This window comes from Mesorhizobium sp. M0894 (genome assembly GCF_040319725.1).
Lineage (GTDB): Bacteria > Pseudomonadota > Alphaproteobacteria > Rhizobiales > Rhizobiaceae > Mesorhizobium.
On record NZ_JAMYOG010000001.1, the window covers coordinates 187,354 to 209,635 of the forward strand.

The 22,282-nt window shown below is 63.0% G+C and carries 21 protein-coding genes; 9 read left to right on the forward strand and 12 right to left on the reverse strand.

Annotated features, from left to right (window positions below; translation table 11 throughout):
* Positions 1 to 34: 34 nt before the first annotated feature.
* Positions 35 to 613 (reverse strand): GFA family protein, encoded by a 579-nt coding sequence (locus NKH91_RS32310; RefSeq protein ID WP_502898961.1) that lies wholly within the window; start codon positions 611 to 613, stop codon positions 35 to 37.
* On the reverse strand, positions 541 to 906 hold the full coding sequence (locus NKH91_RS01040; protein ID WP_352565081.1) for a VOC family protein: 366 nt from the start codon (positions 904 to 906) through the stop codon (positions 541 to 543). Before NKH91_RS01040 ends, NKH91_RS32310 begins: the two co-directional genes overlap by 73 nt.
* A gap of 85 nt (positions 907 to 991) precedes the next feature.
* Here NKH91_RS01040 and NKH91_RS01045 point away from each other — a divergent pair, with 85 nt between their 5' ends.
* Together NKH91_RS01045 and NKH91_RS01050 are read left to right on the forward strand one after the other, a co-directional pair.
* The gene (locus NKH91_RS01045; protein WP_352565079.1) at positions 992 to 1,648 is read left to right on the forward strand and encodes a TetR/AcrR family transcriptional regulator; all 657 of its coding nucleotides are present in this window, start codon (positions 992 to 994) and stop codon (positions 1,646 to 1,648) included.
* Positions 1,649 to 1,880: 232 nt separating this feature from the next.
* Positions 1,881 to 2,171: a DNA-binding protein gene (locus tag NKH91_RS01050; protein WP_352565078.1), complete on the forward strand. Its 291-nt coding sequence runs from the start codon at positions 1,881 to 1,883 to the stop codon at positions 2,169 to 2,171.
* 165 nt (positions 2,172 to 2,336) lie between these two features.
* Here the strand turns inward: NKH91_RS01050 and msuE are convergent, their stop codons facing one another.
* The 6 genes from msuE to NKH91_RS01080 form a co-directional block, all read right to left on the reverse strand.
* On the reverse strand, positions 2,337 to 2,927 hold the full coding sequence (gene msuE, locus NKH91_RS01055) for an FMN reductase (RefSeq protein ID WP_352845680.1): 591 nt from the start codon (positions 2,925 to 2,927) through the stop codon (positions 2,337 to 2,339).
* 84 nt (positions 2,928 to 3,011) lie between these two features.
* Complete coding sequence (locus NKH91_RS01060; RefSeq protein WP_352565074.1) at positions 3,012 to 4,067, reverse strand: aldo/keto reductase; 1,056 nt, start codon at positions 4,065 to 4,067, stop codon at positions 3,012 to 3,014.
* Between the two features lie 19 nt (positions 4,068 to 4,086).
* The gene (locus NKH91_RS01065) at positions 4,087 to 5,034 is read right to left on the reverse strand and encodes an ABC transporter ATP-binding protein (protein ID WP_352565072.1); all 948 of its coding nucleotides are present in this window, start codon (positions 5,032 to 5,034) and stop codon (positions 4,087 to 4,089) included.
* Positions 5,012 to 6,010 carry an ABC transporter ATP-binding protein gene (locus tag NKH91_RS01070; protein WP_352565071.1) on the reverse strand — a complete coding sequence of 333 codons (999 nt, stop codon included), beginning with the start codon at positions 6,008 to 6,010 and terminating at the stop codon, positions 5,012 to 5,014. Before NKH91_RS01070 ends, NKH91_RS01065 begins: the two co-directional genes overlap by 23 nt.
* Positions 6,011 to 6,012: 2 nt before the next feature.
* Positions 6,013 to 7,011 carry an ABC transporter permease gene (locus NKH91_RS01075; protein WP_352565069.1) on the reverse strand — a complete coding sequence of 333 codons (999 nt, stop codon included), beginning with the start codon at positions 7,009 to 7,011 and terminating at the stop codon, positions 6,013 to 6,015.
* Entirely contained in the window at positions 7,011 to 7,997 is a 987-nt protein-coding gene (locus tag NKH91_RS01080) for an ABC transporter permease (RefSeq protein ID WP_352565068.1), read from the reverse strand. Before NKH91_RS01080 ends, NKH91_RS01075 begins: the two co-directional genes overlap by 1 nt.
* Before the next feature lie 312 nt (positions 7,998 to 8,309).
* On the opposite strand from NKH91_RS01080, the gene NKH91_RS01085 reads away from it, so the two are divergent.
* From NKH91_RS01085 to NKH91_RS01110, 6 genes are all read left to right on the forward strand, one after another.
* Positions 8,310 to 9,920 (forward strand): ABC transporter substrate-binding protein, encoded by a 1,611-nt coding sequence (locus tag NKH91_RS01085; protein WP_352565172.1) that lies wholly within the window; start codon positions 8,310 to 8,312, stop codon positions 9,918 to 9,920.
* Positions 9,921 to 9,984: 64 nt separating this feature from the next.
* Positions 9,985 to 11,169 (forward strand): LLM class flavin-dependent oxidoreductase, encoded by a 1,185-nt coding sequence (locus NKH91_RS01090; RefSeq protein ID WP_352565066.1) that lies wholly within the window; start codon positions 9,985 to 9,987, stop codon positions 11,167 to 11,169.
* A gap of 8 nt (positions 11,170 to 11,177) precedes the next feature.
* A complete protein-coding gene (locus tag NKH91_RS01095) occupies positions 11,178 to 12,215 on the forward strand; it encodes an ABC transporter substrate-binding protein (RefSeq protein ID WP_352565064.1) in 1,038 nt (345 codons plus the stop codon).
* A 15-nt stretch (positions 12,216 to 12,230) separates the two neighbouring features.
* Positions 12,231 to 13,451, forward strand: a complete 1,221-nt coding sequence (locus tag NKH91_RS01100) for an acyl-CoA dehydrogenase family protein (RefSeq protein WP_352565062.1) — start codon at positions 12,231 to 12,233, stop codon at positions 13,449 to 13,451.
* Positions 13,452 to 13,456: 5 nt separating this feature from the next.
* Complete coding sequence (locus tag NKH91_RS01105) at positions 13,457 to 14,044, forward strand: FAD-dependent oxidoreductase (RefSeq protein ID WP_352565060.1); 588 nt, start codon at positions 13,457 to 13,459, stop codon at positions 14,042 to 14,044.
* Positions 14,041 to 14,718: an FAD-dependent oxidoreductase gene (locus NKH91_RS01110; RefSeq protein WP_352845677.1), complete on the forward strand. Its 678-nt coding sequence runs from the start codon at positions 14,041 to 14,043 to the stop codon at positions 14,716 to 14,718. The genes NKH91_RS01105 and NKH91_RS01110 overlap by 4 nt, the downstream gene beginning before the upstream one ends.
* 34 nt (positions 14,719 to 14,752) lie before the next feature.
* Here the strand turns inward: NKH91_RS01110 and NKH91_RS01115 are convergent, their stop codons facing one another.
* Positions 14,753 to 15,844, reverse strand: a complete 1,092-nt coding sequence (locus NKH91_RS01115) for a rhodanese-like domain-containing protein (protein ID WP_352845675.1) — start codon at positions 15,842 to 15,844, stop codon at positions 14,753 to 14,755.
* Positions 15,841 to 17,202 carry an LLM class flavin-dependent oxidoreductase gene (locus tag NKH91_RS01120; protein ID WP_352565054.1) on the reverse strand — a complete coding sequence of 454 codons (1,362 nt, stop codon included), beginning with the start codon at positions 17,200 to 17,202 and terminating at the stop codon, positions 15,841 to 15,843. Before NKH91_RS01120 ends, NKH91_RS01115 begins: the two co-directional genes overlap by 4 nt.
* A 175-nt stretch (positions 17,203 to 17,377) precedes the next feature.
* Between NKH91_RS01120 and NKH91_RS01125 the strand changes: the two genes are divergently transcribed.
* The gene (locus NKH91_RS01125; RefSeq protein ID WP_352845735.1) at positions 17,378 to 18,832 is read left to right on the forward strand and encodes an FAD/NAD(P)-binding protein; all 1,455 of its coding nucleotides are present in this window, start codon (positions 17,378 to 17,380) and stop codon (positions 18,830 to 18,832) included.
* Between the two features lie 80 nt (positions 18,833 to 18,912).
* On the opposite strand, the gene NKH91_RS01130 is transcribed toward NKH91_RS01125, so the two are convergent.
* Positions 18,913 to 20,508, reverse strand: coding sequence for an ABC transporter substrate-binding protein (locus tag NKH91_RS01130; protein ID WP_352565051.1), 1,596 nt, complete (start codon positions 20,506 to 20,508; stop codon positions 18,913 to 18,915).
* 95 nt (positions 20,509 to 20,603) lie between these two features.
* Entirely contained in the window at positions 20,604 to 22,199 is a 1,596-nt protein-coding gene (locus tag NKH91_RS01135) for an ABC transporter substrate-binding protein (protein WP_352845673.1), read from the reverse strand.
* Positions 22,200 to 22,282 lie beyond the last annotated feature (83 nt).

A 22,282-nucleotide genomic window follows, 5' to 3' on the forward strand; every position in this document is an offset into this window, starting at 1 on the left:
TCTGAATGTCTTATCGCGCAGGCTGGCGGCCGGTTTATCGACCTAGCAACATCGCCACGCGCGATGCCAGAAGTTTAACGACGAACCCTGGAGGATAACCCCGGTGGCTCGGCACGTCGTCAGGAATGACATCGCTGTCCGACTTGAACTTCGTGCAAATCCGCAGCTGCGGTGGCGGGAGTTCTCCATGAAACCGCGCTCTGTATGCCGAGACCCAATGCGGACCTCTATCGAAGTTCATGAACATCGCTGAATTGCAGCACATGGCGATGACCCTGTTCGTGGCTGAAGTTTCCTTAAGTTTATAACCCCTCAGCAATTCGGCCCCCTTGGAGCACTCGATGCGGTCCTTTCGATAGAGGATGTATGCGGTGCCGCCATCGGGATCGCGCACGGCGCCAGCACCTGGCAAAGCTTCGATCTGGTCAGCTCCCTTCTGGCAGTCGTCGCAGTAGCAGACACTGCTCACGATTGGCCTGCCGAACGCTTTGAGTTCGACGCCACCGCAAGAGCATGTTGCGGTCATGATAGGTAAGCGCGTCATCTGCTCGTGATCATCATGCGATTGCCCTCGCTGTCCCGAAACTCCGCGATCGTGCGCGCCGGTTGCCATGGCGCGGGGCGCGGTTCTGCTATGATCTCGGCGCCTCGCGATTTGAGTCTCTGAACGGTGACTTCGATTTCGTTGTCAACCAGCACGAGGACGGGCCCCTCAGATGGTGTTTCGTCCTTGCGCCTTAGGAAGTGGAGGGTGGTTTCGGCCCCTGGAAATCCGAGTTCGATCCATCGCCACCTATCATTGCCCATTGGCTGATCGGCGACGACGCGGCAGTTCAGGTGATCGATGTAGAACGCCTTGGCGCGTTCCTGGTCGAACACTGGAAGCTCCGCGAACTGGACGTGCATCGTCGATCTCCCCATTGCATCTCGGGCCAAATCAAACTAGACGGTCCAGTACTATGAGTCAATCGGCAGCAGACACGCCAGGAGCATGACCACGACGCGTTCAGCAGGTGCTTCACAAGAACTAGAACCGCACGGACGGTCGGCGAAAAAGCGGCGGGCCATCCTCAATGCGGCTACAGAGATGTTTCTGCAAAAGGGCTATCTGGCCACCAATATGGACGAGATCGCGGCGCTTGCGGCGGTGTCGAAACAGACCGTCTACAAGAACTTTCCGAGCAAGGAGACGCTGTTCGTAGAGATCGTAAGCAGCGTGACCAATCGAGCCAGCGATAGGGTCCACACTGAAATGCCGGACCTCGCCGAGGGCGAAGATGTTGCCGAATATCTTCGGCGCTATGCGTACCGACAGCTTGCCACCGTGCTCACGCCGCGCGTCATGCAGCTACGCCGTTTGGTAATCGGTGAGGTCGGCCGCTTCCCGGAACTGGCAAAGGCGCTCTTCGATGGCGGACCCAGGCGCGCAATGACGGCGATGGCAGTGTTGTTCGAGCGTTTGGCTGATCGCGGCCTGCTTGCGATCGATGATCCGGCCGTCGCCGCTTCCCAGTTCAATTGGTTGATTATGGGCGAGCCATTGAACAGGGCCATGCTGTTGGGTGACGAATCGATTCCGAAACCGGCGAAGCTTCGACGGCACGCCGCAGCCGGCGTGCGGGTGTTCCTTGCGTCATACGGCAAGTGAGGCACGCCACGCCGGCGGGCGAATGCCGGGCGCAACCGTGCGCACCGCTCGGGGGTGCTTGACGGTCGTTTTCGGTCCAGCGGGTCGCGGCTTGTTGCGGCGGCTGGCCCTGAGCGGACGTACTCTGAAGCGCGCGTGTTGCGGTGACGCCGCCGGCATTTCTCCCCAGGTCTCTATCGACGGGGTCGCGGGTGCAACAATCTGTTGCACAACTCTGCTATCTGTAACGCCCATGCCTGACCCGAACTTCCTCACTCCTGAAGAAGTCATCGCTCGCTATCGCGGACAGGTAAGCGAAGGGACTTTTCGAAACTGGCGTTGCTTGCGGATCGGGCCATCCTTCCTCAAGATCGGCAAAGCAATCCTCTATCCGAGCGGCGAGTTGGATCGCTGGGAAAAATCGATCCTCGTCGTCTGCAAACCCACACGCGACCTGCCGCAGGAAAAGACGGCACCGAGGCGGTTCATTCGGCCCGAGAGCCGTTGGTTAGAGAAATATGCGTTCGGAATCCGTGGTTGGTGACTCGATACATGCGCCAGTTAACGGCACCACCTTTCCGGAAGACGTTACAAGCGATTGATAAATAAGATGAATATGGCCACAGTGGTTCGATGCATAAACATCCCGCTCGACACCCTACGACCATTGTGGATCACGACTGCTCACGCCTCGATCCAATTTCCACCGTCAGCCCGAAGCCGCCCGGACCGGTTGGCTCTTCGGCTGGCGCGCTGAAAGTAGGGCAACGAATTGATCCACGGCCTGCCCGGCCCGCGCCAGAACCAGCGAATCTACGAGCTTGCCGTCGGCAAAGTCGCTGTCACTGCCATAGACGGCGCTCGGCACCGTCAGGGCGGAGTAAAAGCCAAACAGCGGGCGAAGCTGATGTTCGACCACCAGCGCGTGGCGCTGGCCACCACCCGTCGCGCCGATCAGGACCGGCCGGTCGACGAGCGCCAGTGGGTCGATGAGGTCGAACAGATGCTTGAACAGGCCAGCATAGGAGCCGTTGTAGACCGGCGTCGTGACGATCAGCGCGTCGGCCTGTTCGACCGCGTTTACCACATTCAGCGCCTCCGGCGTCAATTCCTTTCGCGTAAACGCAGCACCCAGACCACGGCCGGCATCGACAAGATCGAGGAAATTTACCGTGACGGACAATTTTTCGCGCAGCGCCTCGCCGAGATGATGCGCCAGCGTCCGCGACTTCGACGGCCTGTGAGTGTTGCCCGAAAGCACGACGATGTTCTGGCGCAGCCGTTCGACATGGAAATTCATGGGCTCTCTCATCTGTCCGAAACGATTGGGAAGTCGTCGGGCGGGGCCAACCGCAGCGAAGCCCCGCCGTTCCTCGGCTGACCGTCATGCGGCGCGCAGAGGCCGCGTCAGCGGGATGGGTGCTGCCGTCTCCGAACGCGGCACACGGCCTTCGACCGGATGGCTCGGATCATTGAACCCATGCGTCGAGGCATGGCCGGCGGCAACGAGACGGTCGACAAAGGCCTCATCCTCGGCGCTCAGCTTGAAGTCCAGTGCCTTGGCGTAGCTGTCCCACTGTTCCTCGGTACGCGGACCGGCGATCGCCGCTGTGATCAACCGGTTGTTGAGCACCCAGGCCAGCGCGAAATCGGCCGCCGCGACGCCGCGCGACTTTGCGTGCGCCGCGATCTGCCTGGCGATCTCGATCGATTCCGGACGCCACTCGGTCTCGGCGATGCGCTTGTCTCCACGCCCAGCCCGCGTGTCGGCGGCAGGCGCCTGGTTCGGCTCGTATTTGCCGGTCAGCACGCCGCGCGCCAGCGGGCTGTAGGAGACGACGCCAAGACCATAGTAGGCAGCTGCCGGCAGCTGCTCGGCCTCCGCGGTGCGGTTGACGATGTTGTAGAGCGGCTGGCTGGCCACCGGCCGGTCGATGCCAAGTTCATCGGCCAGATGCGCGACTTCGGCGATGCGCCAGCCACGGAAGTTCGAGACGCCGAAATAGCGCAATTTGCCCTGGCGGATCAGGTCGGCGATTGCCCGCACCGGCTCCTCAAGCGGCGCATCGAAGACGGCACGGTGGAAGTAGAAGAGGTCGATGTAATCCGTTCCGAGGCGCCGCAGGCTGTTCTCGACCGTCTGGATCACCCATTTGCGTGAATGGCCGCCGAGATTGGGACCTTTGTCATGCGAGTTGACGAATTTGGTCGCCACAACCCAATGATCGCGCGTCGCCTTGATGCCGCGGCCGACGACTTCCTCGGACTTGCCGTTGTGGTAGACGTCGGCGGTGTCGATGAAATTGATGCCTTGCTCACGCGCCTTGTCGATGATGCGGTGCGCGACATTTTCTTCGGTCGGCCCGCCGAACATCATCGTGCCGAGGCTGAGCGGCGAAACCTTCAGCGCGCTGCGGCCAAGATAGCGGTAGTCGGACATTGTTCTGCTCCGTTGAACTTCAGTTGAGGATTGGTTCGGCGTAGTGGCAGGCGACCTGGTGTCCCGACCCGATCGCCCGGAATGCCGGCTCCTGCGAACGGCAGAGATCAGTCGCCAGCGGGCAGCGCGTGTGAAAGCGGCAACCACTCGGGATGTTCTGCGGGCTTGGCAGATCGCCATGGATCGGCGCCGCCTGACGCCGGCGCGCCGGGTCGGGCACGGCGTCCATCAGCGCGCGCGTGTAGGGATGCTTGGGCGAGGTCCACAGCGTCGCGTTGTCGGCGCTTTCGACGATGCGGCCGAGATACATGACCAGCACCCGGTCGGCGAAATAGCGGACCACCGACAGATCGTGCGAGATGAAGAGATAGGACAGGCCGAGCTGCCGTTTCATGTCGACCAGCAGATTGAGGATCTGCGCCTGGATCGAAAGGTCGAGCGCCGACACCGGCTCGTCGCAGACGACCAGTTCCGGATTGAGGATCAGCGCCCGGGCAATGCCGATGCGCTGGCGCTGACCACCGGAAAATTCATGCGGGTAGCGGCCAAGCGAATCCCTTGGCAAACCGACACGCTCGATGATGTCCTCGACAATCTTGCGCCGCTCGGCCTTGTTGCCGATGCCATGGACTTTCAGCGGCGCCGTCAAGATGTCGCCGATCATGTGGCGCGGGTTGAGCGACGCGAACGGATCCTGGAAAATCATCTGGATGTTGCGCCGCGCCGCCTTCAGCCGGCGCGCGTCGAGAACGGTGATGTCGGTGCCGTTGAATTCGATCTTGCCACTAGTCGGATCGACCAGCCGCATGATGGTCTTGCCGAGCGTCGATTTTCCGCAGCCGCTCTCGCCGACGAGGCCAACCGTCTCGCCGCGCCCGACCTCAAGGGAAACGCCGTCGACGGCGCGCAGTGCACCGCCTTGGGATTGGAAATGCGTGGAGAGGTCAAAGACCGAGAGCAGCGCCATGCGCAACCTCCCGAATGAAGCTGTAAGGGCAGGCGACGAGTCGATCTTCGCTGACTTCAACGAGATCAGGCACGAAATGGGCACAGCTGTCGCGTGCCACCGCGCAGCGCGGCCGGAAGGGGCAGCCCTTCTCGCCGGCGGCCGAGACGATGCTGCCGGGGATCTCCGTCAGCCTGGCGTCGCGATAGTGGAGATTGGTTTTCAACCGCGGCGAGGCAGCCAGCAGGCCGCGCGTGTAGGGATGAAGCGGTGTTCTGAACAGTGCGCCGGGCAGCGCCTGTTCGACCTTGCGCCCGGCATACATGACGACGACCTTGTCGGCCCATTGCGCGACGACGCCGAGATCATGGGTGATGAGCACGACAGCCATCGACAGTTCGCGGCGCAGCGTGTCCAGCAGGTCGAGCACCTGCGCCTGGATGGTCACGTCGAGAGCCGTCGTCGGTTCGTCGGCGATGAGCAGGCGCGGCCGGCAGGCAACGGCGATGGCAATCATGACGCGCTGGCGCATGCCGCCGGAAAGCTGATGCGAATAGTCGTCGATGCGCCGCTGCGGATCGGGAATGCGCACCAGATTGAGAAGCTCGATGGCACGGTTCCGCGCAGCCTTGCCGCGTATACCTTCGTGCAGCGTCAGCACCTCAGTGATCTGCCGGCCAATGGTCAGCACGGGATTGAGCGAGGTCATCGGCTCCTGGAAGATCATGGCGATCTCGCGCCCGCGCAAATTGCGCATCGCCTTCTGGTCGAGGCCGAGCAGATCCCTGCCGGCGAATTCGATCCTGCCATTGGGGATTTTCGCCGAGCGCGGCAGAAGCTGCATCAGGGCAAGTGCTGTCAGCGACTTGCCGGAGCCCGATTCACCGACGATCGCCAGCGTCTCGCCTTCGTCGACCTCGAAGCTCAACCGGCTGACCGGCTCGGTGGTCGGAAAACGAACCGTCAGATTGTCAACCTTGAGCAAGGCAGCGGCCATCTCTAGCGCTCCTGCGAGAAGCGCGGATTGAGCGCGTCGTTGAGGCCGTCGCCGATCAGGTTCAGCGCCAGCACGGTGAAGACGATCGCAAGTCCCGGCAGTGCGGTCAGATACCAGGCGGTGCGGATCAACTCCCTGCCCGCTCCGATCATCGAGCCCCAGCTGACGACATTAGGATCGCCGAGGCCCATGAAGGACAGCGCCGATTCCATCAGGATCGCAGTCGCCACCATCACCGACGAGGTCACGATCAGGGGCGGAAGCGCGTTGGGCAGGATTTCGCGGAAGATGATGCGGGCATGGCCATAGCCGAGGCTACGGGCGGCCATGACGAAATCCTTCTCGCGGATGGCGCGGAATTCGGCGCGCGTCAGCCGCGCCACGGTCGGCCAGGTGATGACGGCGATCGCCACCGTCACGACCAGCGCGGTCGGCTGCGCGATCGCCACCATGACGACCAGAAGCACGAAGCTCGGTATGGTCTGGAAAATCTCGATCAGGCGCACCAGCAGGTCGTCGATCCAGCCGCCGAAATAGCCGGCGGTGGCGCCGACAAGGATGCCGAAGCTCAGACCGAGCGCTGTCGCCACCAGGCCGACGAACAGCGAAATCCGCGCGCCATGCAGAATGCCGGAAAGCACATCGCGGCCCATGGAATCCGTGCCCAGCAGAAAGGCTGGATTCTGGCCCGGCCACAGGAAGGGCCGCGCCACCATCGACAGCGGATCGGCCGGATAGAGGACGGGCGCGAGCAGGGCCGCTAGCACCACCAGCGACAGGAACACCACACCGAACATGGCGTTGGGATTGCGCACGAAAACCCTCAGCGCGCGCCCGCCGGCGGCAACCGGCACCGACGCCGCCGAAGCAGATCGCGCGTCGGGCGCGTGGAGATTGCTCCAGCTTTTTGTCTCGGGTTCAGGCGGAACCGCAGCCTCGCGTCCATCGGCATAGAGACGACGGGAGCGGGCATCGCCCGCGGCGAAATCGGTGGAAGCCATCAGCGTACTCCGATGCGGGGATCGAGCCAGGCGTGCAGCAGATCGACCGTCGCGTTGGCGACGATGACCAGCAGCGACGACAGCAAGAGAATGCCGAGCAGCACCGTGAAATCGCGACCCATGACCGCCTCGAAGGCGAGCCGCCCGAGGCCGGGCCAGGAATAGACGGTTTCGACAACCACTGCGCCGCCGAGCATGCCGCCGACATGCATGCCGGCCATGGTGGTGATGGGGATCAGCGCGTTGCGCAGGACATGGCGGATGGTGATGATGGTCGGCGACAGGCCCTTGGCTGCGGCGGTGCGCACATAGTCCTGCGACTGGACTTCCAGCATCGCCGCCCGGGTCAGCCGCGCATAGATCGCCACGTAAAACAGCGCCAGCGACAGCGCCGGCAGGATCATGTAGCGCACCTTGTCCCACAGGCCTGCAAGGCCAGTCAGGTCGCTGCCGATGGTTCCCGAACCGCCGCTCGGTAGCCAGCCAAGCTTGACCGAGAACAGCACGATCAGCATCAACCCGATCCAGAAGCCCGGGATCGAATAAAACAGCAGCGAAATGACCGAAAGCAGGCGATCCGGCAGCCGGCCGGAAAACACCGCCATCAACGATCCGAGGACGAGACCGAGCGCAATCGCAATGGTCAGCGCCACCGCCATCAGCAACAGCGTGCCCGGCAGCCGCTGGCCGATCAGGTCGGCAACCGGCATGCCGTAGCGCGGCGAAAAGCCGAGGCTGAAATGCGCCAGATTGTAGAGATAGTTGAACAGCTGGACGAGCAGCGGATTGTCGAGGCCAAAGCGCTCGCGCAGCGCCGCCATGGTTTCCACGGTGGCCGAGCCAGCCTCGCCGGCCATGACGTCGGCGGCATCGCCGGGCGCAAGCTGCAGCAGAAAGAAGTTCAGGATCACGATGCCCAGAACGGTCGGCACCGCCTGGATCGCGGTGCGCCGAAAGGTTCTGCCAATGCGCGTCAGGGTCGACATCGTTTTCGCTATCCCGGCTGTGGCTGACGATGCGGGTTTGCTGTTTCCCGGAAGTTCCGTGCTTTTTAGTTGACAAGATTTATAGACATTGTCAAACCTGATTTAAGAAATTTTGTTCTGCAAATGGCAGCATTGCAGAATAGAATTTTATTTCATGCTACGAAATTAGCTGTTTGAAGCATGAAATCTTAAGTGCGGGAGCGCAGCGGCCAAATCTTTTCACAAACGGGCCGGCTCTTGGAACGTTGCATTTTTCACCCGCTGCCGACGACCGGCCGATTGATGCCGGCAGCAAAAAAGGACCAGGGCGCCATGTCTCATTTCCTCACTCCGAACCGCCGCAGGTTCCTCGGCCTGTCGGCAACCGCGCTCGGAGCGACCCTGTTGCCTGCATCACGCAACGCCTACGCCGCCGAGCCGAAGCAGGGTGGGACGGCGACGCTGCTGCTGTCCGCCGAGCCGCCGGTGCTGACGACGATCGCCCACACGGCGTTCAATTCCGTCTACGTCTCGGCCAAGACCACCGAGGGCCTGCTGACCTATGATTTCGATCTCACGCCGCGCCCGTCGCTGGCCAGGCAATGGTCGGTCAGTGACGATGGGCTGCAATACACCTTCAAGCTGCGTGAAGGTGTGAAGTGGCATGACGGTCAGCCATTTACCGCCGCCGACGTCGCCTATTCGATCGCCACGATCAGGGAGGTTCATCCGCGCGGCCGCAACACCTTCCTCAACCTTGTCGACATCCAGACGCCGGATCCGCTGACCGTGACACTGGTCCTGTCGAAGCCGGCGCCTTACCTGATCACGGCGCTGGCCGCAGCCGAGACCCCGATCGTGCCCAAGCACCTCTATGACGGCACCAAGGCAGCCGAAAATCCGGCCAACGTCGCGCCGGTCGGCACCGGCCCGTTCGTGTTCAAGGAATGGATCCGCGGCAGCCACATCGTCTATGAACGCAATCCTGACTACTGGGATGCGCCGCGCCCCTATCTCGACCGGCTGATCGTGCGTTTCATCCCGGACGCTTCGGCGCGCGCCTTGGCGCTGGAGACCGGCGAGATCGATCTGGCGCCGGCAACACCGATCCCGTACAGCGATTTGCAGCGCTTCGAAACGCTGCCGCATATCGGCTTCGAGAAGCAAGGCTACCAGTATTCCAATGGTGTCAGCCGGGTCGAGTTCAATCTGGAGAAACCCTATTTCGAGGATGTTCGCGTCCGCCGCGCCTTCGCCCATGTCATCGATCGCAACGTCATCCGCGAGACGATCAACTATGGCTATGGCGAAATCATTCCCGGCCCGATCAATCCAAACCTGAAGAAATGGTTCGTCGCCGACCTGAAGACCTATCCGGTCGACACGGCCGCTGCCGAGAAACTGCTCGACGAAGCAGGCTTGCCACGGGGCGCCGACGGCACCCGCCTCAAGCTTGTTCACGACTATGTCCCGAGCGGCGAGACCTACAAGCGCGGCGCCGACTACATCAAGCAGGCGCTGGCCGCGGTCGGGGTCGGGGTCACCGTGCGCAGCCAGGATTTCGCCACCTACACCAAGCGCATCTACACCGACCGCGATTTCGACTTCACCTTCAACGGCATGAGCAATCTGTTCGACCCGACGGTCGGTGTGCAGCGCCTCTACTGGTCGAAGAATTTCAAGCCGGGCGTGCCGTTCTCCAACGGTTCGAAATACAGCAATCCAAAGGTCGATGAACTTCTTGACGCGGCCGCCGTCGAGGTCGATCACGAAAAGCGCTTCGAGCAGTGGGCCGCGATCCAGCGGATCCTTGTCGAGGACCTGCCCGACATCGGCATCGTCAGTCAGCCGGAAATCACCCTCTATAACAGGCGCATCGCCGATCACACGGTGGGCGCAGAGGGCAATGCCGGCTCCCTCGCTTCGGCCCATATCATCACCTGATCCGCCGCCCCATGCGCGGTCCTTCGCGCATGGATTCTCTTCTCCTTCCCCGAGAGATTCCAACATGACGCTCGCCCACAAGCCTGGTTCCATCGTTGGCACGCCCTTCTTCAAGGCGCCGACCGACTATCCGGACAGCCCGCTCTCAAAAGCGCTTCAGCAGCCAGTGCTGCTCGGTCTGTTCCTGCCGATCCAGGCCGGCGGCTGGACCAACTCGACACTGCCGCGCTCGACCGACTGGCGCTTCGATTACAACCGCGACCTGACGCTCAAGGCCGAGGAGCTTGGCTTCGACCTCGTCTTCGCGCTCAGCCAATGGCTGCCCAAGGGCGGCTATGGCGGCGTTTTCAACGGCCAGGCGCTGGACAGTTTCGTCTCCGTGGCGGCCATGGCCGCGATCACCAAGAAGATCATGCTGATTTCGACCATGCATGTTCTCTACGGCCCGTGGCACCCGCTGCATCTGGCGAAGTTCGGCGCCACGCTCGACCATATCTCCGGCGGCCGCTGGGGCATCAATGTCGTCACCGGCCATCGCGCTGTCGAGCATGAGATGTTCGGCTGGAACCGCATCGAGCATGACCGCCGCTATGAACTTGCCGCCGAATTCGTCGAAGTGCTGCAGCGGCTGTGGCAGGACGACGAGAATTTCTCCTTCTCCGGAGAATCGAGCTGGAAGCTCAATGGCGGCTTTGTCACGCCGAAGCCGAATTACGGCCGACCGATCCTGGTCAACGCCACCGGCTCCGATGCCGGCATTTCCTTTGCCGGCCGCTATTCCGACATCGTCTTCGTCACCAGTCCGGCCGGGTCCGACATCGCCAGCGCGCTGGAAGCACTGCCGGCGCATACGAAGAAGGTGAAGGACGCGGCCCTCGGTGTCGGCCGCACCGTGCGCACGCTGCTCAATCCGCTGGTCATCAGCCGGCCGACCGAGAAGGAAGCCTGGGCGGTCGCCGACCAGATCGTCGCCCATGCCGACAGCCGCACGCCAAAGGGGTTCCAGACCTTCAACAGCGACGCCCAGGCCTGGAAAGGTCGCGAAGGCCGCGACGACCCTTACGCCAAGGTCGGCGGCAACATCTACCTCATCGGCACCCCCGAACAGATCGTCGACCAGTTCGTCAAGTTGAAGGACGCCGGCATTGACGGCCTGCAGCTGTCCTTCTTCGACTTCAAGCCGGACCTCGAATTCTTCGGCGAGAACATTTTGCCGCTGATGAAGCAGGCCGGCCTGCGCAACGCCTGAGGCCAATCATGACCACAACCGCGATCTCCGAAATCTGGTACACACGCTGCCCGGTGCCGACGCCAGTCGGGCTCGCCGCACAGCTTGGGCTTTTGGACGAAACCTTCCGCAAGGAAGGGATCGAACTGAAGTCGATCATCGATTCGCCCAACCGCGACATCCGCCAGAGCCATTTCAACCACACGCTTGACTGGTCGTTCCGCCACGGTGGCAATGTGCCGCCGATCCGTGCCCGCTCCGAAGGGCGCAAGACACGTCTCGTCGGCATCACCTGGACCGATGAGTTCCAGGCGATCATCACCTTGCCGGGCACCGGCATCAGAACGACCAAGAACCTGAAAGGCCGCCGCTTCGGCATCGCCCGGCATCCCGAAGGCATCGTCGACTTCATGCGGGCGACGGCGCTGAAGGGCCTGGTCTCGGCGCTCTCGCTCGAAGGCCTCAGCCATGCTGATGTCGAGATCGTCGACATCGCGCTGGCCGACAGCGTGCTCGACAGCCAGGAAGGACCATCGCTGTTCGGCCTCAAGCGCAAGCAGGCCTATGGCGAGGAAGCCGCCGCGCTGATCCGTGGCGAGGTCGACGCCATCTATGTCAAGGGCACGGCCGGTATCAACGTCGCCAATCTGATCGGCGCCATCCAGGTCGCCGAATTCGGCTTCCACCCCGACCCCAACATCCGCATCAATTCCGGTTCGCCGCGCGTGCTGACCGTCGACGATTTGCTGGCCGAAGAACGCCCCGATCTGCTCGCTCGGCTGATCGAGACGATCCTGCGCGCCAGCGCCTGGGCCGAGGCGCATCCCGACGAGACGCGGCGCTTCGTTGCCCGCGAATCCGGCGCCACCGAGGAACAGGTGCTGGCCGCCAACGGCCCGGATGTCCACAAGCATCTCGGCCTCGGACTGCAGCCTGAGCTCATAGCGGCGGTTTCCCACTACAAGAATTTTCTGCGCGACTGGGGTTTTCTCGCCAGCGATTTCGATGTCGAGGCCTGGGTCGATCGCCGGCCGCTCGATCAGGTGAACATTCGCGCCGCCGCCTGAAAGGACGCCAGCTTCATGACCTCGACGATCCCCGAGTTTCCGCAACTCCTCGACACGGTAGCAAGCCTTGCAGACGACTTCGCGCTGACCGCCGCGCATCACGACGCGACCGGGGAATTCCCCTTCGCCAATTTCGACCGGCTTCACCTGGCCGGGCTGCTTGGCCTGGTTACGGCACGCGAGCATGGCGGCCTTGGCGGCGGGCTGACGGAAGCCCAGGCGGTGATCGCCGAGATCGGCCGCGGCGAGCCGTCGACGGCGCTGGTGCTGGCCATGCATTACAACAGCCAGTATGCGCTGCGGAAATCCGGGAAATGGCCGCGCCATCTGGTGCAGCGGATTGTCGAGGCCGGCCGTCTCGGCCCTGCTTTGATCAACGCCGCGCAGGCGGAGCCGGGGATCGGCTCGCCCGCCCACGGCAAGCCGCCCGAAACCATTGCCCGGCGCGACGGCAATGTCTGGCGGATATCCGGCCACAAGAACTACGTGACCGGCATTCCCATTTTGAAATGGGTGAACTTGCTGGCGCTGACCGACGAGCCGCAACCGCGCCTGGCTTCATTCCTGGTGCCAACCAATGCGCCGGGATTGCGTGTCGAAAAAACATGGAACGCCGCCGGCATGCGAGCCACCGCCAGCGACGACGTCATCCTGGACAATGTCACCGTGCCTGCCGAGGACATAACCGAGGCGCAGCCAGCGTCTGAACCGCTGAGACGTGAAGAAGGATCGACGGCGTTCTTCTTTTCGCTGATCGGCGCCGTCTACCATGGTGCGGCTCGCGCTGCCCGCGACCGGCTGGTCTCCTTCGTCACCACGCATGCACCGGCGAGCCTCGGCGCGCCGCTGTCGACCGTGCCGCACATCCAGGCAGGGCTGGGCGATATCGAGGTCCGGCTTGCGACCAGCACGCGGTTGCTGCGTTCGCTTGCCGAAGATGTCGATGCCGGCCGGTCGGTCGGAACCGACGGCATGACGGTCAGGCATGTCGTCATCGACAATGCCGTTGCCGTCACCTCGCTGGCGCTGGAGCTTGCCGGCAATCCAGGCCTCAATCGCGACTTCCAGCTCGAGCGTCACCACCGCGATGCGCTGGCCGCCCGCTCGCACGCGCCGCAGAACCATATGATCCGGACGAACGCTGCCAAGGCGGCGCTCAGCCGCCACGCCGCTGGCCAACTGGCCGAACCGCCGGCTGTCGCCGCTGGCAAACCCAGGCTTGCGGCGGTCGGTTGAGCTCAATGACAACGGAACATGTCGACGTCGCCATCATCGGCGGAGGTCCCGGTGGCCTGACACTGGCGCAGGGCCTGAAGAAGAACGGCATCAGCGTCGCGGTCTTCGAGAAGGATCGCGCCCGCACCGATTATGTCCAGGGTTTCCGCCTGCGCATCCGCCAGCGCGGCATCGATTCGCTGATCGCCAATCTGCCGCCGGAACCCTACGAGGCTTTTGTCGCCACGCTCGGCCACGCGCCTGATCGCAACATCCTGCTCGACGAGAATTTCGAGACGTTAGGCGAGGACGCCTGGGGCGGCGGCAACGCACTCGGCGAGCCCGACGATACCCATATCGAAAAATCGGTGAGCCGCATCACGCTGCGCCAGGTGCTGCTGTCCGGCCTCGACGGCGTCGTGTACTACGGCAAGGTCTTTTCCCGCTACGAGGAGCAGCCGGACGGTTCGGTGATCGCGCATTTCGAGGATGGCTCGACAATCCATGCCGACGTGCTGGTCGGTGCCGACGGCGCCCGTTCGCGCGTGCGCCAGCAACTGGTGCCGCATGCGCGAAGCTTCGACACCGCGTCAGGCGCCTCGCCGGCAAGATGACGCTGCATGCCGCAGCCCTACACCAGATTTCGCCGCTGCTGCTCGACTACAATGCCGGCGTCAGACCGACGGAAGGTCATGGGCTGATGGTCACCAGCCACCGGGTCAATGTCGAGGCATTTCGGAAGCATGGACTGATCGGGCTGGACGACGACACCCACAAGGATATTTCCGGTTTCCATTTCAACAACACCACCAGCTATGTCTGGTGGAACACCGCATACGAGAGGGACGAGCTGGCCACGGATGACGTGCTGGCAAAGCTCTCCGGCTCAGAGTTGCTCGACCTGCTGCTGTCGAAGATCGGCCACTGGCATCCGGAGATCCTCAATCTCATCCGCTACACAGATCCGTCGACGGTCGCCCTGCTTAACGTCCACAGCTCGGAGCCTGTCGAGCCATGGCCGACGAAACGGGTGACACTGCTTGGCGACGCCATCCATGCCATGACCTATTTTCGTGCGCTCGGCGGCAACACCGCGATCTACGACGCCGGGCTGCTGGTGCCGGAACTGGTGGCCACCAAACGCGGCGACAGGCCGCTTCTCAAGGCGCTGTCGGTCTATGAGGCAAAGATGCTGGAGCACGGCGCCGATGCGGTACGATCTTCGCTGACGGCGATGCGGAAGAATGTGCTCTCGAGCCGCCGCCGCCAAAAGGAAGCCGCCGAATAGCGGCTCCCTAAGTCGTCTGACAGTTCTCCTGCCTCTACGCCGCTTCCACCAGACTGGACGACTGGAAGTCATGCAGGAGGATGGCGATCTCGAAGCCGCGCCGCTGCAGCCAGTGCGCCGTCGTCGCCGCGCGGATGCCGAGCAGATCGTCAATCAGCACGACGCGGGCGCCACGCACGGCAATGGTGCGATAGGCGACACCGAGCAACTGCCCGCCCTCCGACGCGATCGAGCCCGGAATATGCGCTTCGGTGAATTCCTCCGGCGTGCGCACATCGAGCAGGTAGGTCGTGCGCCTCTCGTCCCTCGCCCAGGCTGCGGCCGTCGCTGCATCGATGCGCGGGAAGCCGTCGCCTTCGGCAAGCTTTGCGATGTGTTCCGCGGCGAAACGCTTCGCATTCTCGCTGGCCGGACCATAGGCGGCGGTCCTGCCGGTCTCGAGTGCAAGACCGGCCTCTCGCCATGCCTTGGTGCCGTCGTGCAGATAGGGGACCTTGTTGGGCACACCGGCGTCGATCAGCGTCTGCGCGCCGATGATGGCGCGCGGCAGGCCGGCGCAGGAGACGACCACCTGCGTGTCAGGTGAAGGCACCAGGTCGATGAAGCGCAGCACCAGCTCGGCGCCCGGCACGCTGATGGCGCCCGGCACATGATCCTTGTCGAACTCCGCCACCGTTCGGCTGTCGAGCACGATTACATTGGCGCCTTTGCCCCTGAGGACTTCGAGTTCTTGAACGGTGATGACTGGCGTTCTCTTCTCGTCGCGGATCGCCAGCGAAAAATCGACGCCCGGCGTGTCGAAAGTCGGCAAGCCTTCCACACCGTCCTTTGTCCATTCCGGAATTCCACCCGCCAGTGCGAACAACTGGCTGCGGCCGCGCTCGGCCAGCCGTTCGACAAGTTGCTCGGCAGCACCGCTGCCGTCATCCGCCAGGACGGTGCGCACCGCCTTGCGCGGGACAAAGCGGTCGATCTCCAACTCGACCTGAGCCGCGGGCAGATTGGTGGCAAACAGCGGCGATGCGTATCCGACAGTCGCGCTGTCGCGGATATCCAGCACCGCCAGTTCCTCGCCATCCGCCAGCCATTGGCGAAAAATCTTCTGGTCGATCGTCCTGTCGCTCATGATGCTTTCCTCTCTTGCTGTTCGGCGGCGCCACGGGCCGGACGCGCAAGGCCGAGATTCTCGCGCAACGTGCTGCCCTCGTAGGCGGTGCGGAACAGGTGCCGCCGCTGCAGCTCCGGGATGACGAGGTCGACGAAATCGGTGAGGCCTGTCGGCAGGATCGGCGGCATGACGTTGAAGCCATCCGCCGCCCCGCCGGCAAACCACTCCTCCATCATGTCGGCCACATCCTTTGGCGTGCCGACAATCTGGAAATGGCCGCGTGCGCCGGCAACGGCGAGATACAATTGCCGGATGGTGAGGTTCCGGCTCGTGGCAAGCTCGGAAACAACCTTCAGGCGGCTCTTCACCGAATCGGAACTGCCGAGTTCTGGCAACGGTCCATCGAGTGGATGACCGGAAAGATCGACGCCGCCGAGCAGTCCGGAGACCAGCGCGACGCCGACCACCGGATCGACCAGCCGCTGGATCGCGTCGAACTTGTCCTCGGCTTCCGCGCGTGTCGGCGCGACGACCGGGAAGACGCCGGGCATGATCTTCAAGGAGTCGGCAGAGCGACCAAAGGACCCCAGCCGGCCTTTCAGCTCGTTGTAAAAACCGCGCGCCGACTCGATGGTCGGATGGGCGGTGAAAACCACCTCCGCCGTCCGCGCCGCCAGTAGTTGCTGGCCGGCATCGGAAGAACCGGCTTGGACGATGACGGGATGGCCCTGCGGCGGGCGAGCGACGTTGAGCGGCCCTTTGACACGGAAATGCCGGCCGGCATGGTTCGCAGCATGGATGCCGTGCCGGTCGATGGCGATCCCCGAAGTCTTGTCGGCGACGAAGGCGTCGTCGTCCCAGCTATCCCACAACTTCTGGGCGACTGCGACGAACTCCTCCGCCCGGTCGTAGCGGTCGGCATGAACGGGATGCTGGTCGCGGCTGAAATTCGCCGCCGCCGGCGCATCGGCCGAGGTGACGACATCCCAGCCAGTCCGGCCGCCGCTCAGATGGTCGATCGAGGCGAACAGCCGCGCCAGATGGAAGGGCTCCCAATAGGTGGTCGAAGCGGTCGCGACGAGCCCGATCCTCTGCGTTATGGTCGACAGCGCCGATAGCAGCGTCAGCGGCTCGAAATGCACGACATGGCCGGTGCGTTCGAAAGTCTCGATCGGCTGCTCGCCATTGCGCGCGCTGAGACTGTCAGCGAGGAAGACCATGTCGAAGAAACCGCGCTCGGCGGTGCGCGCGGCGTCCGCATAGTGTTGAAAACTCAGGCCCGGATTGGCCGGCACGTCGGGATGGCGCCAGGCGGCGACATGATGGCTAGGTCCGCGCACGAAGGCTCCCAGCCGTATCTTTCGATCTTCAGTCATCAGCGGCTCTCGGCCTCGTCGCAAGGGGCTTTCCTATCTAGCGCCTGCCGAACCCGCTGAGCGAAAGAATGCCTTTCGCCAGCTGGCAATTATTGTTTTTTGACATCGGCTTGCGGCAAAGCACGATGGTCGACGCCGAGGCAGAGCCACGCCGCCGGCGTCGCAAAGGTTCTTGATGCTTCACACCCCCTCCTCCCCGCCTTCGATCATCCCTGCGCGTTCGATCCTTCGCTCAATCATCATTGTCGGTGGTGGCTTTGCCGGCGCCCTTACCGCGATCAAGCTACTCGACCGTTCGACCGAGCCGCTGGCGATCACCATCATCGAGCGTCGGGCCCAGCTTGGTCGTGGCGTTGCCTACGGCACCGCCGATCCGCAACACCTCGTCAACGGCGCGGCGCGCATCTTCTCGCTGCATCCGGACGACCCCCATCACCTCGTTCGCTGGCTGTTGGCGAATGTGCCGGAGCAAGGCTGGACACCGCCCGCGGATGTGCCTGACTCCAGCCCGCCGCGTTGGCTGTTCGGCAGCTATGTCCAGTCGGAACTGACCAGAGCGATCCGAGAAGCTGACGGGCGTTCGTCACTGCGCCACATCGAGGCATCCGCCGTCGATATGCTGACCGGTCCATCCGGAGTCTGCGTCGGCACCAGCGACGGCCAGCAATTGCTGGCGGATGAGGCCGTGCTGGCTACAGGGGTTTTTCAGAGCGAGCCAGCGGCGGCAGAAGCACCCGTCATCAGCGATCACCGCTACGTCGCCAATCCCTGGGATCCGGCGGCACTCGACCGGCTAGCCGGCAGCAAGCAATTGCTGCTGATCGGCTCCAATCTCAGCATGGTCGACGTCGTCGCCAGCATGGAAGCGCGCGGCTTCGAGGGCAGCTATCGCGTCGTGTCGCGCCGGGGGCAGATCGTCGAGCCACGACGCAACACGGAGGCGTGGCGCGACTTCCTCGCCGGGCGGCCGTTGCCGAAAACCACCAGGGCGCTTCTTGCCCTGGTCAAGGCCGAACGCCGGGCCATCGAGGCCGCAGGGCTGGACTGGCAAGGGCTGCCGCTGACGATCCGGCCATGGATCCTGGCCTTGTGGCAAGGCGCAACGGACAGGGAGCGCTTGAAGTTCACACGCCATCTGCGCGCCTTCTGGGACGTCACCGCGCATCGGGCGGCACCGCCGAGCTTTGAGCGCGTGGCACTGGCGCAGAAGCAAGGCCGTTGGACGGCTGGCGCGGGACGGGTGCTGGCACTCCATCCGGAGGCAAATGGCATCGTCGCCGAGATCCGCTGGCGCGATACCGGCGCGGTCGAACGCCTGCGTTTCGACGCCGTCGTCAACTGCCGCGGCCATCAGGAGCATGACTGGCGGCGGATCGCCGATCCGTTCGTTCACAGCCTGCTCGAAAACGGCATCGTCAGGCCGCACGCAACCGGTTTCGGCATCGACGCCACGCATGACGGCCGGGTGATTTCCCGTGACGGCAGGACCCATGGCAATCTGTTTGCCATCGGCCATCCGCTGCGCGGTGTCGCCTGGGAATCGAGTTCCATCGGCGAACAGCTGGCGCAGGCCATCGCCCTTGCCGGCCTTCTGGTCAGCGCCAGTCCGAGGCTGCGTGCTCTGGCCTGAGATTGAAGCCCAACAAAACGACAGAAACGGAAAAGGGCCGCATCTCGAAGCGGCCCTTTCCTCGCGGTCGTCCGCAGGGTTCAGGCGTTCGGATCGATATAGGCGTCGGCGAAATTGGCCGACAGGCCTTCAGCACCCGGCGCATAGTTCTTGACCGTTTTGCGGGCGATGATGATGGTTGGCGGCGCGATCAGATTGATGATCGGCAACTCGTCGGCGATGATCTCCTGGAACCTGAAGAACAGCTGCTTGCGCTTGGCCTCGTCGAGCTCAACGGAAGCGGCTTCCAGCAGCTGGTCGACCTCCGGATTTTCATAATGCGCGCCGTTGGAGAACGGCAGCCCGATCTTGATGTTCTTTGACCAGTAGAGCCGCTGCGCGCCGGCGCTGGGGTCGAAGATGTTGCCGCAGGATTCGGTCGACAGGTCCCAGGTGCGATCGGTGTAGATGGTTTTGACATAGGTGCCGAAGTCGAATTTCTCGATCTCGGCATCGATGCCGATCTTGGCCAATGCCTGCTTGAGGAAGTCGGCATAGCCCCACGGATTATAGGGATTGTTGGTGAGCCTGAGCTTGAAGCGGATGCCGTCCGCTTCCCGCTTGAAACCGGCCTCGTCGAGCAGTTTTTCCGACAGCGCCGTATCGAACGTCGCGGCCTTCACGTCGGGATCGAAGTACTTCTTGTTGACGACGCTGATCGGCGTCGGCGACACCTGGCCATAGCCATAAAAGACAATGGCATTCACCGCGTCGAGGTCGATCGCATGCGCGATTGCCTGTCGGACCTTCTTCTCCTTCAGGATCGGGTTTTCGAGATTGATGATTAGCTGATGCAGCGGGCCGCTATAGGCGAAGACCGTGCTGTCGACGACGAATTGCGGCAGCGCCTTGAACCTCTCCAGATCGGCGAACGCCACCGGGTTCGGCCCGATGTCGACCTCGCCCGTTTCGAGCGCCGCGGCGCGCGCGCCGGGATCGGTGATGAAGCGGAAGATGATCCGGTCGAGATAGGGTTTCGGTGCATCCCAATAGGTCGGATTCTTTTCGACGAGGATGTGGCTGCCCTTTACCCATTCCTTCAGCACGAACGGCCCACTGCCGATGATCTGCTCGAAGGACGGATCGTCGGCCGGCTTCAGCTTCTCGTAGATGTGTTTGGGCACGACAGGCGATTCCGTCGCGGCCAGACCCGAGATCAGCGCGGCGGACGGTTTCGACAGTTTGATCTTCACGATATGCGGATCCGACGTGTCGATGTCGGTGACGTTCTGGAAGGTGATGCGCCCACGCGGATGTGCTTCGCGCAGCCGCGAGATCGAAAAGGCCACGTCCTCGGACGTCAGATCATGGCCATCGCTGAACTTCACCCCCTGGCGCAGCTTGAAGACATATTCGAGCCCGTCGTCGCTGATCGACCATTCGGTGGCCAGTTGCGGCCGCGGATTGAGATCGTAATCGTAGGCAAGCAGCCCGTCGAAAATCTTCGGACCGATGGTGGCCGGCCCGCCGGCGCTGGTGTTGATGGAAACGATCTGGTTGGGCTCGGGGTAGTAGACGAAATTGAGCGTGCCGCCGGCCACCGGCTTTGCGTCTTCGGCGAATGCTCCAGCGGGGAGCGCGGTACTCGCGCCGGCCAGCAGCAGGAACTGATTGAACAGGCGTCGGTTGATGGTCATGGTCGGTACTCCGCATTTGCGCGATTGTCTTTTCATGGAAGAGAAGTCGGGATCGGTGTCTTCACAACCGATCCCAGCCAAGGGAATCCAAACACCTAGGCGGTTGGCGCGAGCCAGATCTGCGCGAAGCTGTTGTTGATGCCTTGCGCGCCAGGCGCAAAATCCCGGACCTTCTTGTTGGCGACGATCTGGGCGCCGGCAGCGACCAGATCGACCGACACCACGTCGTCATGGATGATGTGCTGGAATTTGTACCAGAGCTCGCGCCGCTTGGTCTCGTCGGGCTCGATCGCGGCGGCTTCGAGGATCTGGTCAACCTCGGGATTTGCATAGTGGCTGGCGTTGGAGAAGACGAGGCCGATCTTGAAGTTCTTCGACCAGTAGGCGCGCTGGACGCCGAGCGTCGGATCGAAGGTATTCGACAGCGATTCGACGACCAGATCCCAGGCGCGGTCGGTGTAGACGGTCTTCAGGAACGTCGACAGATCGAGCTTCAGGATCTCCGCATCGATGCCGACCGCTGCCAGCGACTGCTTGATGAAATCGGAATAGGACGCCGGCAGGAACGCGTTGTAGGCGAGCCGAAGCTTGAAGCGCTTGCCGTCGGCGCCCCGCGGGTAGCCGGCATCGTCGAGCAGTTTCTCCGCCAGTTTGGGGTCGGGCTCACGCGCCTTGATGCTCGGGTCGTACCATTTGGGCAGGGCGGTGCTGATTGGGCCTGGCGATACCTGGGCATAGCCGTAGAGCGCAATGTCGACCAGCTTCTGCAGGTCGATCGCATGGGCGATGCCCAGGCGCACGTCGCGCTTGGTCAAGATTTCGTTTTCGTAGTTGAAGAACAATTGCTGCTGCGGGCCGGAATAGGCGTAGGTGTTGGTGTCGACGACCAGAGCGGGGTTTGCCTTCAGCCGCTCGATATCGGCCAGCGGCACGGGATTGGCGCCGATGTCGATCTCACCGGTTTCAAGAGCCGCCGAGCGCGCAGCCGGATCGAGGATGACATGCAGGACGACACGGTCGAGATAGGGCCTTGGCGCGTCCCAATAGTCCGGGTTGCGATCGAAGATCAGATGGCTGCCGGGCACCCATTCCTTGAGCACGAAGGGACCGGTGCCGATCGTCTGCTCCAGCTTTGGCTGTTCCGCCGGCTTGAACGTTTCGTAGACATGCTTCGGCACGATCGGCGATTCCGAACTGCTCAGCGCCGTGATCAGATAGGGCGCCGGCTTCGAAAGCACGATGATGGCGGTGTGCGGGTCTGGCGTCTCGACCGCGGTCACGTTCTGGTAGGTGATGCGGCCGCGCGGATGCGCCTCCTTCAGCCGCAAGATGGTGAAGGCAACGTCCTGCGATGTGAAATCCTTGCCGTCATGCCACTTGACACTCTCGCGCAGCTTGAAAGTGTAGCGCAGCCCGTCATCGCTGATCGACCACTCCGTCGCCAGCAGCGGTTTCGGGCTGAGGTCATAGGCGAAATCAAGCAGGCCTTCATTGACCTTGGGACCGATGGCCTGGCCGGTGCCCGACGAGGTGTTGATGGCGATCAGCGACGTCGGATCGGGATAGTAGGCCCAGTTGAGCGTACCGCCCTGAACCGGCGTGCCTTCGGCGGCAAAGGAAAGACCGGGCAATGCGAAGCTCGCACCGCCAAGCAGCAAGAGCTGGTTGAAATGACGACGATTGACAGACATGGTCTTGGGCTCCGGAAAACGGATTGCATCCGGCGGCCGAACGCACTCCGGCGCCTCGACGCAATGATCCCTGCCGTGCCGCA

Coding starts and splice junctions, on each gene's coding strand:
- NKH91_RS32310 (WP_502898961.1), bottom strand. CDS start 613: ATGGCAACCGGCGCGCACGATCGCGGAGTTTCGGGACAGCGAGGGCAA.
- NKH91_RS01040 (WP_352565081.1), bottom strand. CDS start 906: ATGCACGTCCAGTTCGCGGAGCTTCCAGTGTTCGACCAGGAACGCGCC.
- NKH91_RS01045 (WP_352565079.1), top strand. CDS start 992: ATGACCACGACGCGTTCAGCAGGTGCTTCACAAGAACTAGAACCGCAC.
- NKH91_RS01050 (WP_352565078.1), top strand. CDS start 1,881: ATGCCTGACCCGAACTTCCTCACTCCTGAAGAAGTCATCGCTCGCTAT.
- msuE (WP_352845680.1), bottom strand. CDS start 2,927: ATGAATTTCCATGTCGAACGGCTGCGCCAGAACATCGTCGTGCTTTCG.
- NKH91_RS01060 (WP_352565074.1), bottom strand. CDS start 4,067: ATGTCCGACTACCGCTATCTTGGCCGCAGCGCGCTGAAGGTTTCGCCG.
- NKH91_RS01065 (WP_352565072.1), bottom strand. CDS start 5,034: ATGGCGCTGCTCTCGGTCTTTGACCTCTCCACGCATTTCCAATCCCAA.
- NKH91_RS01070 (WP_352565071.1), bottom strand. CDS start 6,010: ATGGCCGCTGCCTTGCTCAAGGTTGACAATCTGACGGTTCGTTTTCCG.
- NKH91_RS01075 (WP_352565069.1), bottom strand. CDS start 7,011: ATGGCTTCCACCGATTTCGCCGCGGGCGATGCCCGCTCCCGTCGTCTC.
- NKH91_RS01080 (WP_352565068.1), bottom strand. CDS start 7,997: ATGTCGACCCTGACGCGCATTGGCAGAACCTTTCGGCGCACCGCGATC.
- NKH91_RS01085 (WP_352565172.1), top strand. CDS start 8,310: ATGTCTCATTTCCTCACTCCGAACCGCCGCAGGTTCCTCGGCCTGTCG.
- NKH91_RS01090 (WP_352565066.1), top strand. CDS start 9,985: ATGACGCTCGCCCACAAGCCTGGTTCCATCGTTGGCACGCCCTTCTTC.
- NKH91_RS01095 (WP_352565064.1), top strand. CDS start 11,178: ATGACCACAACCGCGATCTCCGAAATCTGGTACACACGCTGCCCGGTG.
- NKH91_RS01100 (WP_352565062.1), top strand. CDS start 12,231: ATGACCTCGACGATCCCCGAGTTTCCGCAACTCCTCGACACGGTAGCA.
- NKH91_RS01105 (WP_352565060.1), top strand. CDS start 13,457: ATGACAACGGAACATGTCGACGTCGCCATCATCGGCGGAGGTCCCGGT.
- NKH91_RS01110 (WP_352845677.1), top strand. CDS start 14,041: ATGACGCTGCATGCCGCAGCCCTACACCAGATTTCGCCGCTGCTGCTC.
- NKH91_RS01115 (WP_352845675.1), bottom strand. CDS start 15,844: ATGAGCGACAGGACGATCGACCAGAAGATTTTTCGCCAATGGCTGGCG.
- NKH91_RS01120 (WP_352565054.1), bottom strand. CDS start 17,202: ATGACTGAAGATCGAAAGATACGGCTGGGAGCCTTCGTGCGCGGACCT.
- NKH91_RS01125 (WP_352845735.1), top strand. CDS start 17,378: ATGCTTCACACCCCCTCCTCCCCGCCTTCGATCATCCCTGCGCGTTCG.
- NKH91_RS01130 (WP_352565051.1), bottom strand. CDS start 20,508: ATGACCATCAACCGACGCCTGTTCAATCAGTTCCTGCTGCTGGCCGGC.
- NKH91_RS01135 (WP_352845673.1), bottom strand. CDS start 22,199: ATGTCTGTCAATCGTCGTCATTTCAACCAGCTCTTGCTGCTTGGCGGT.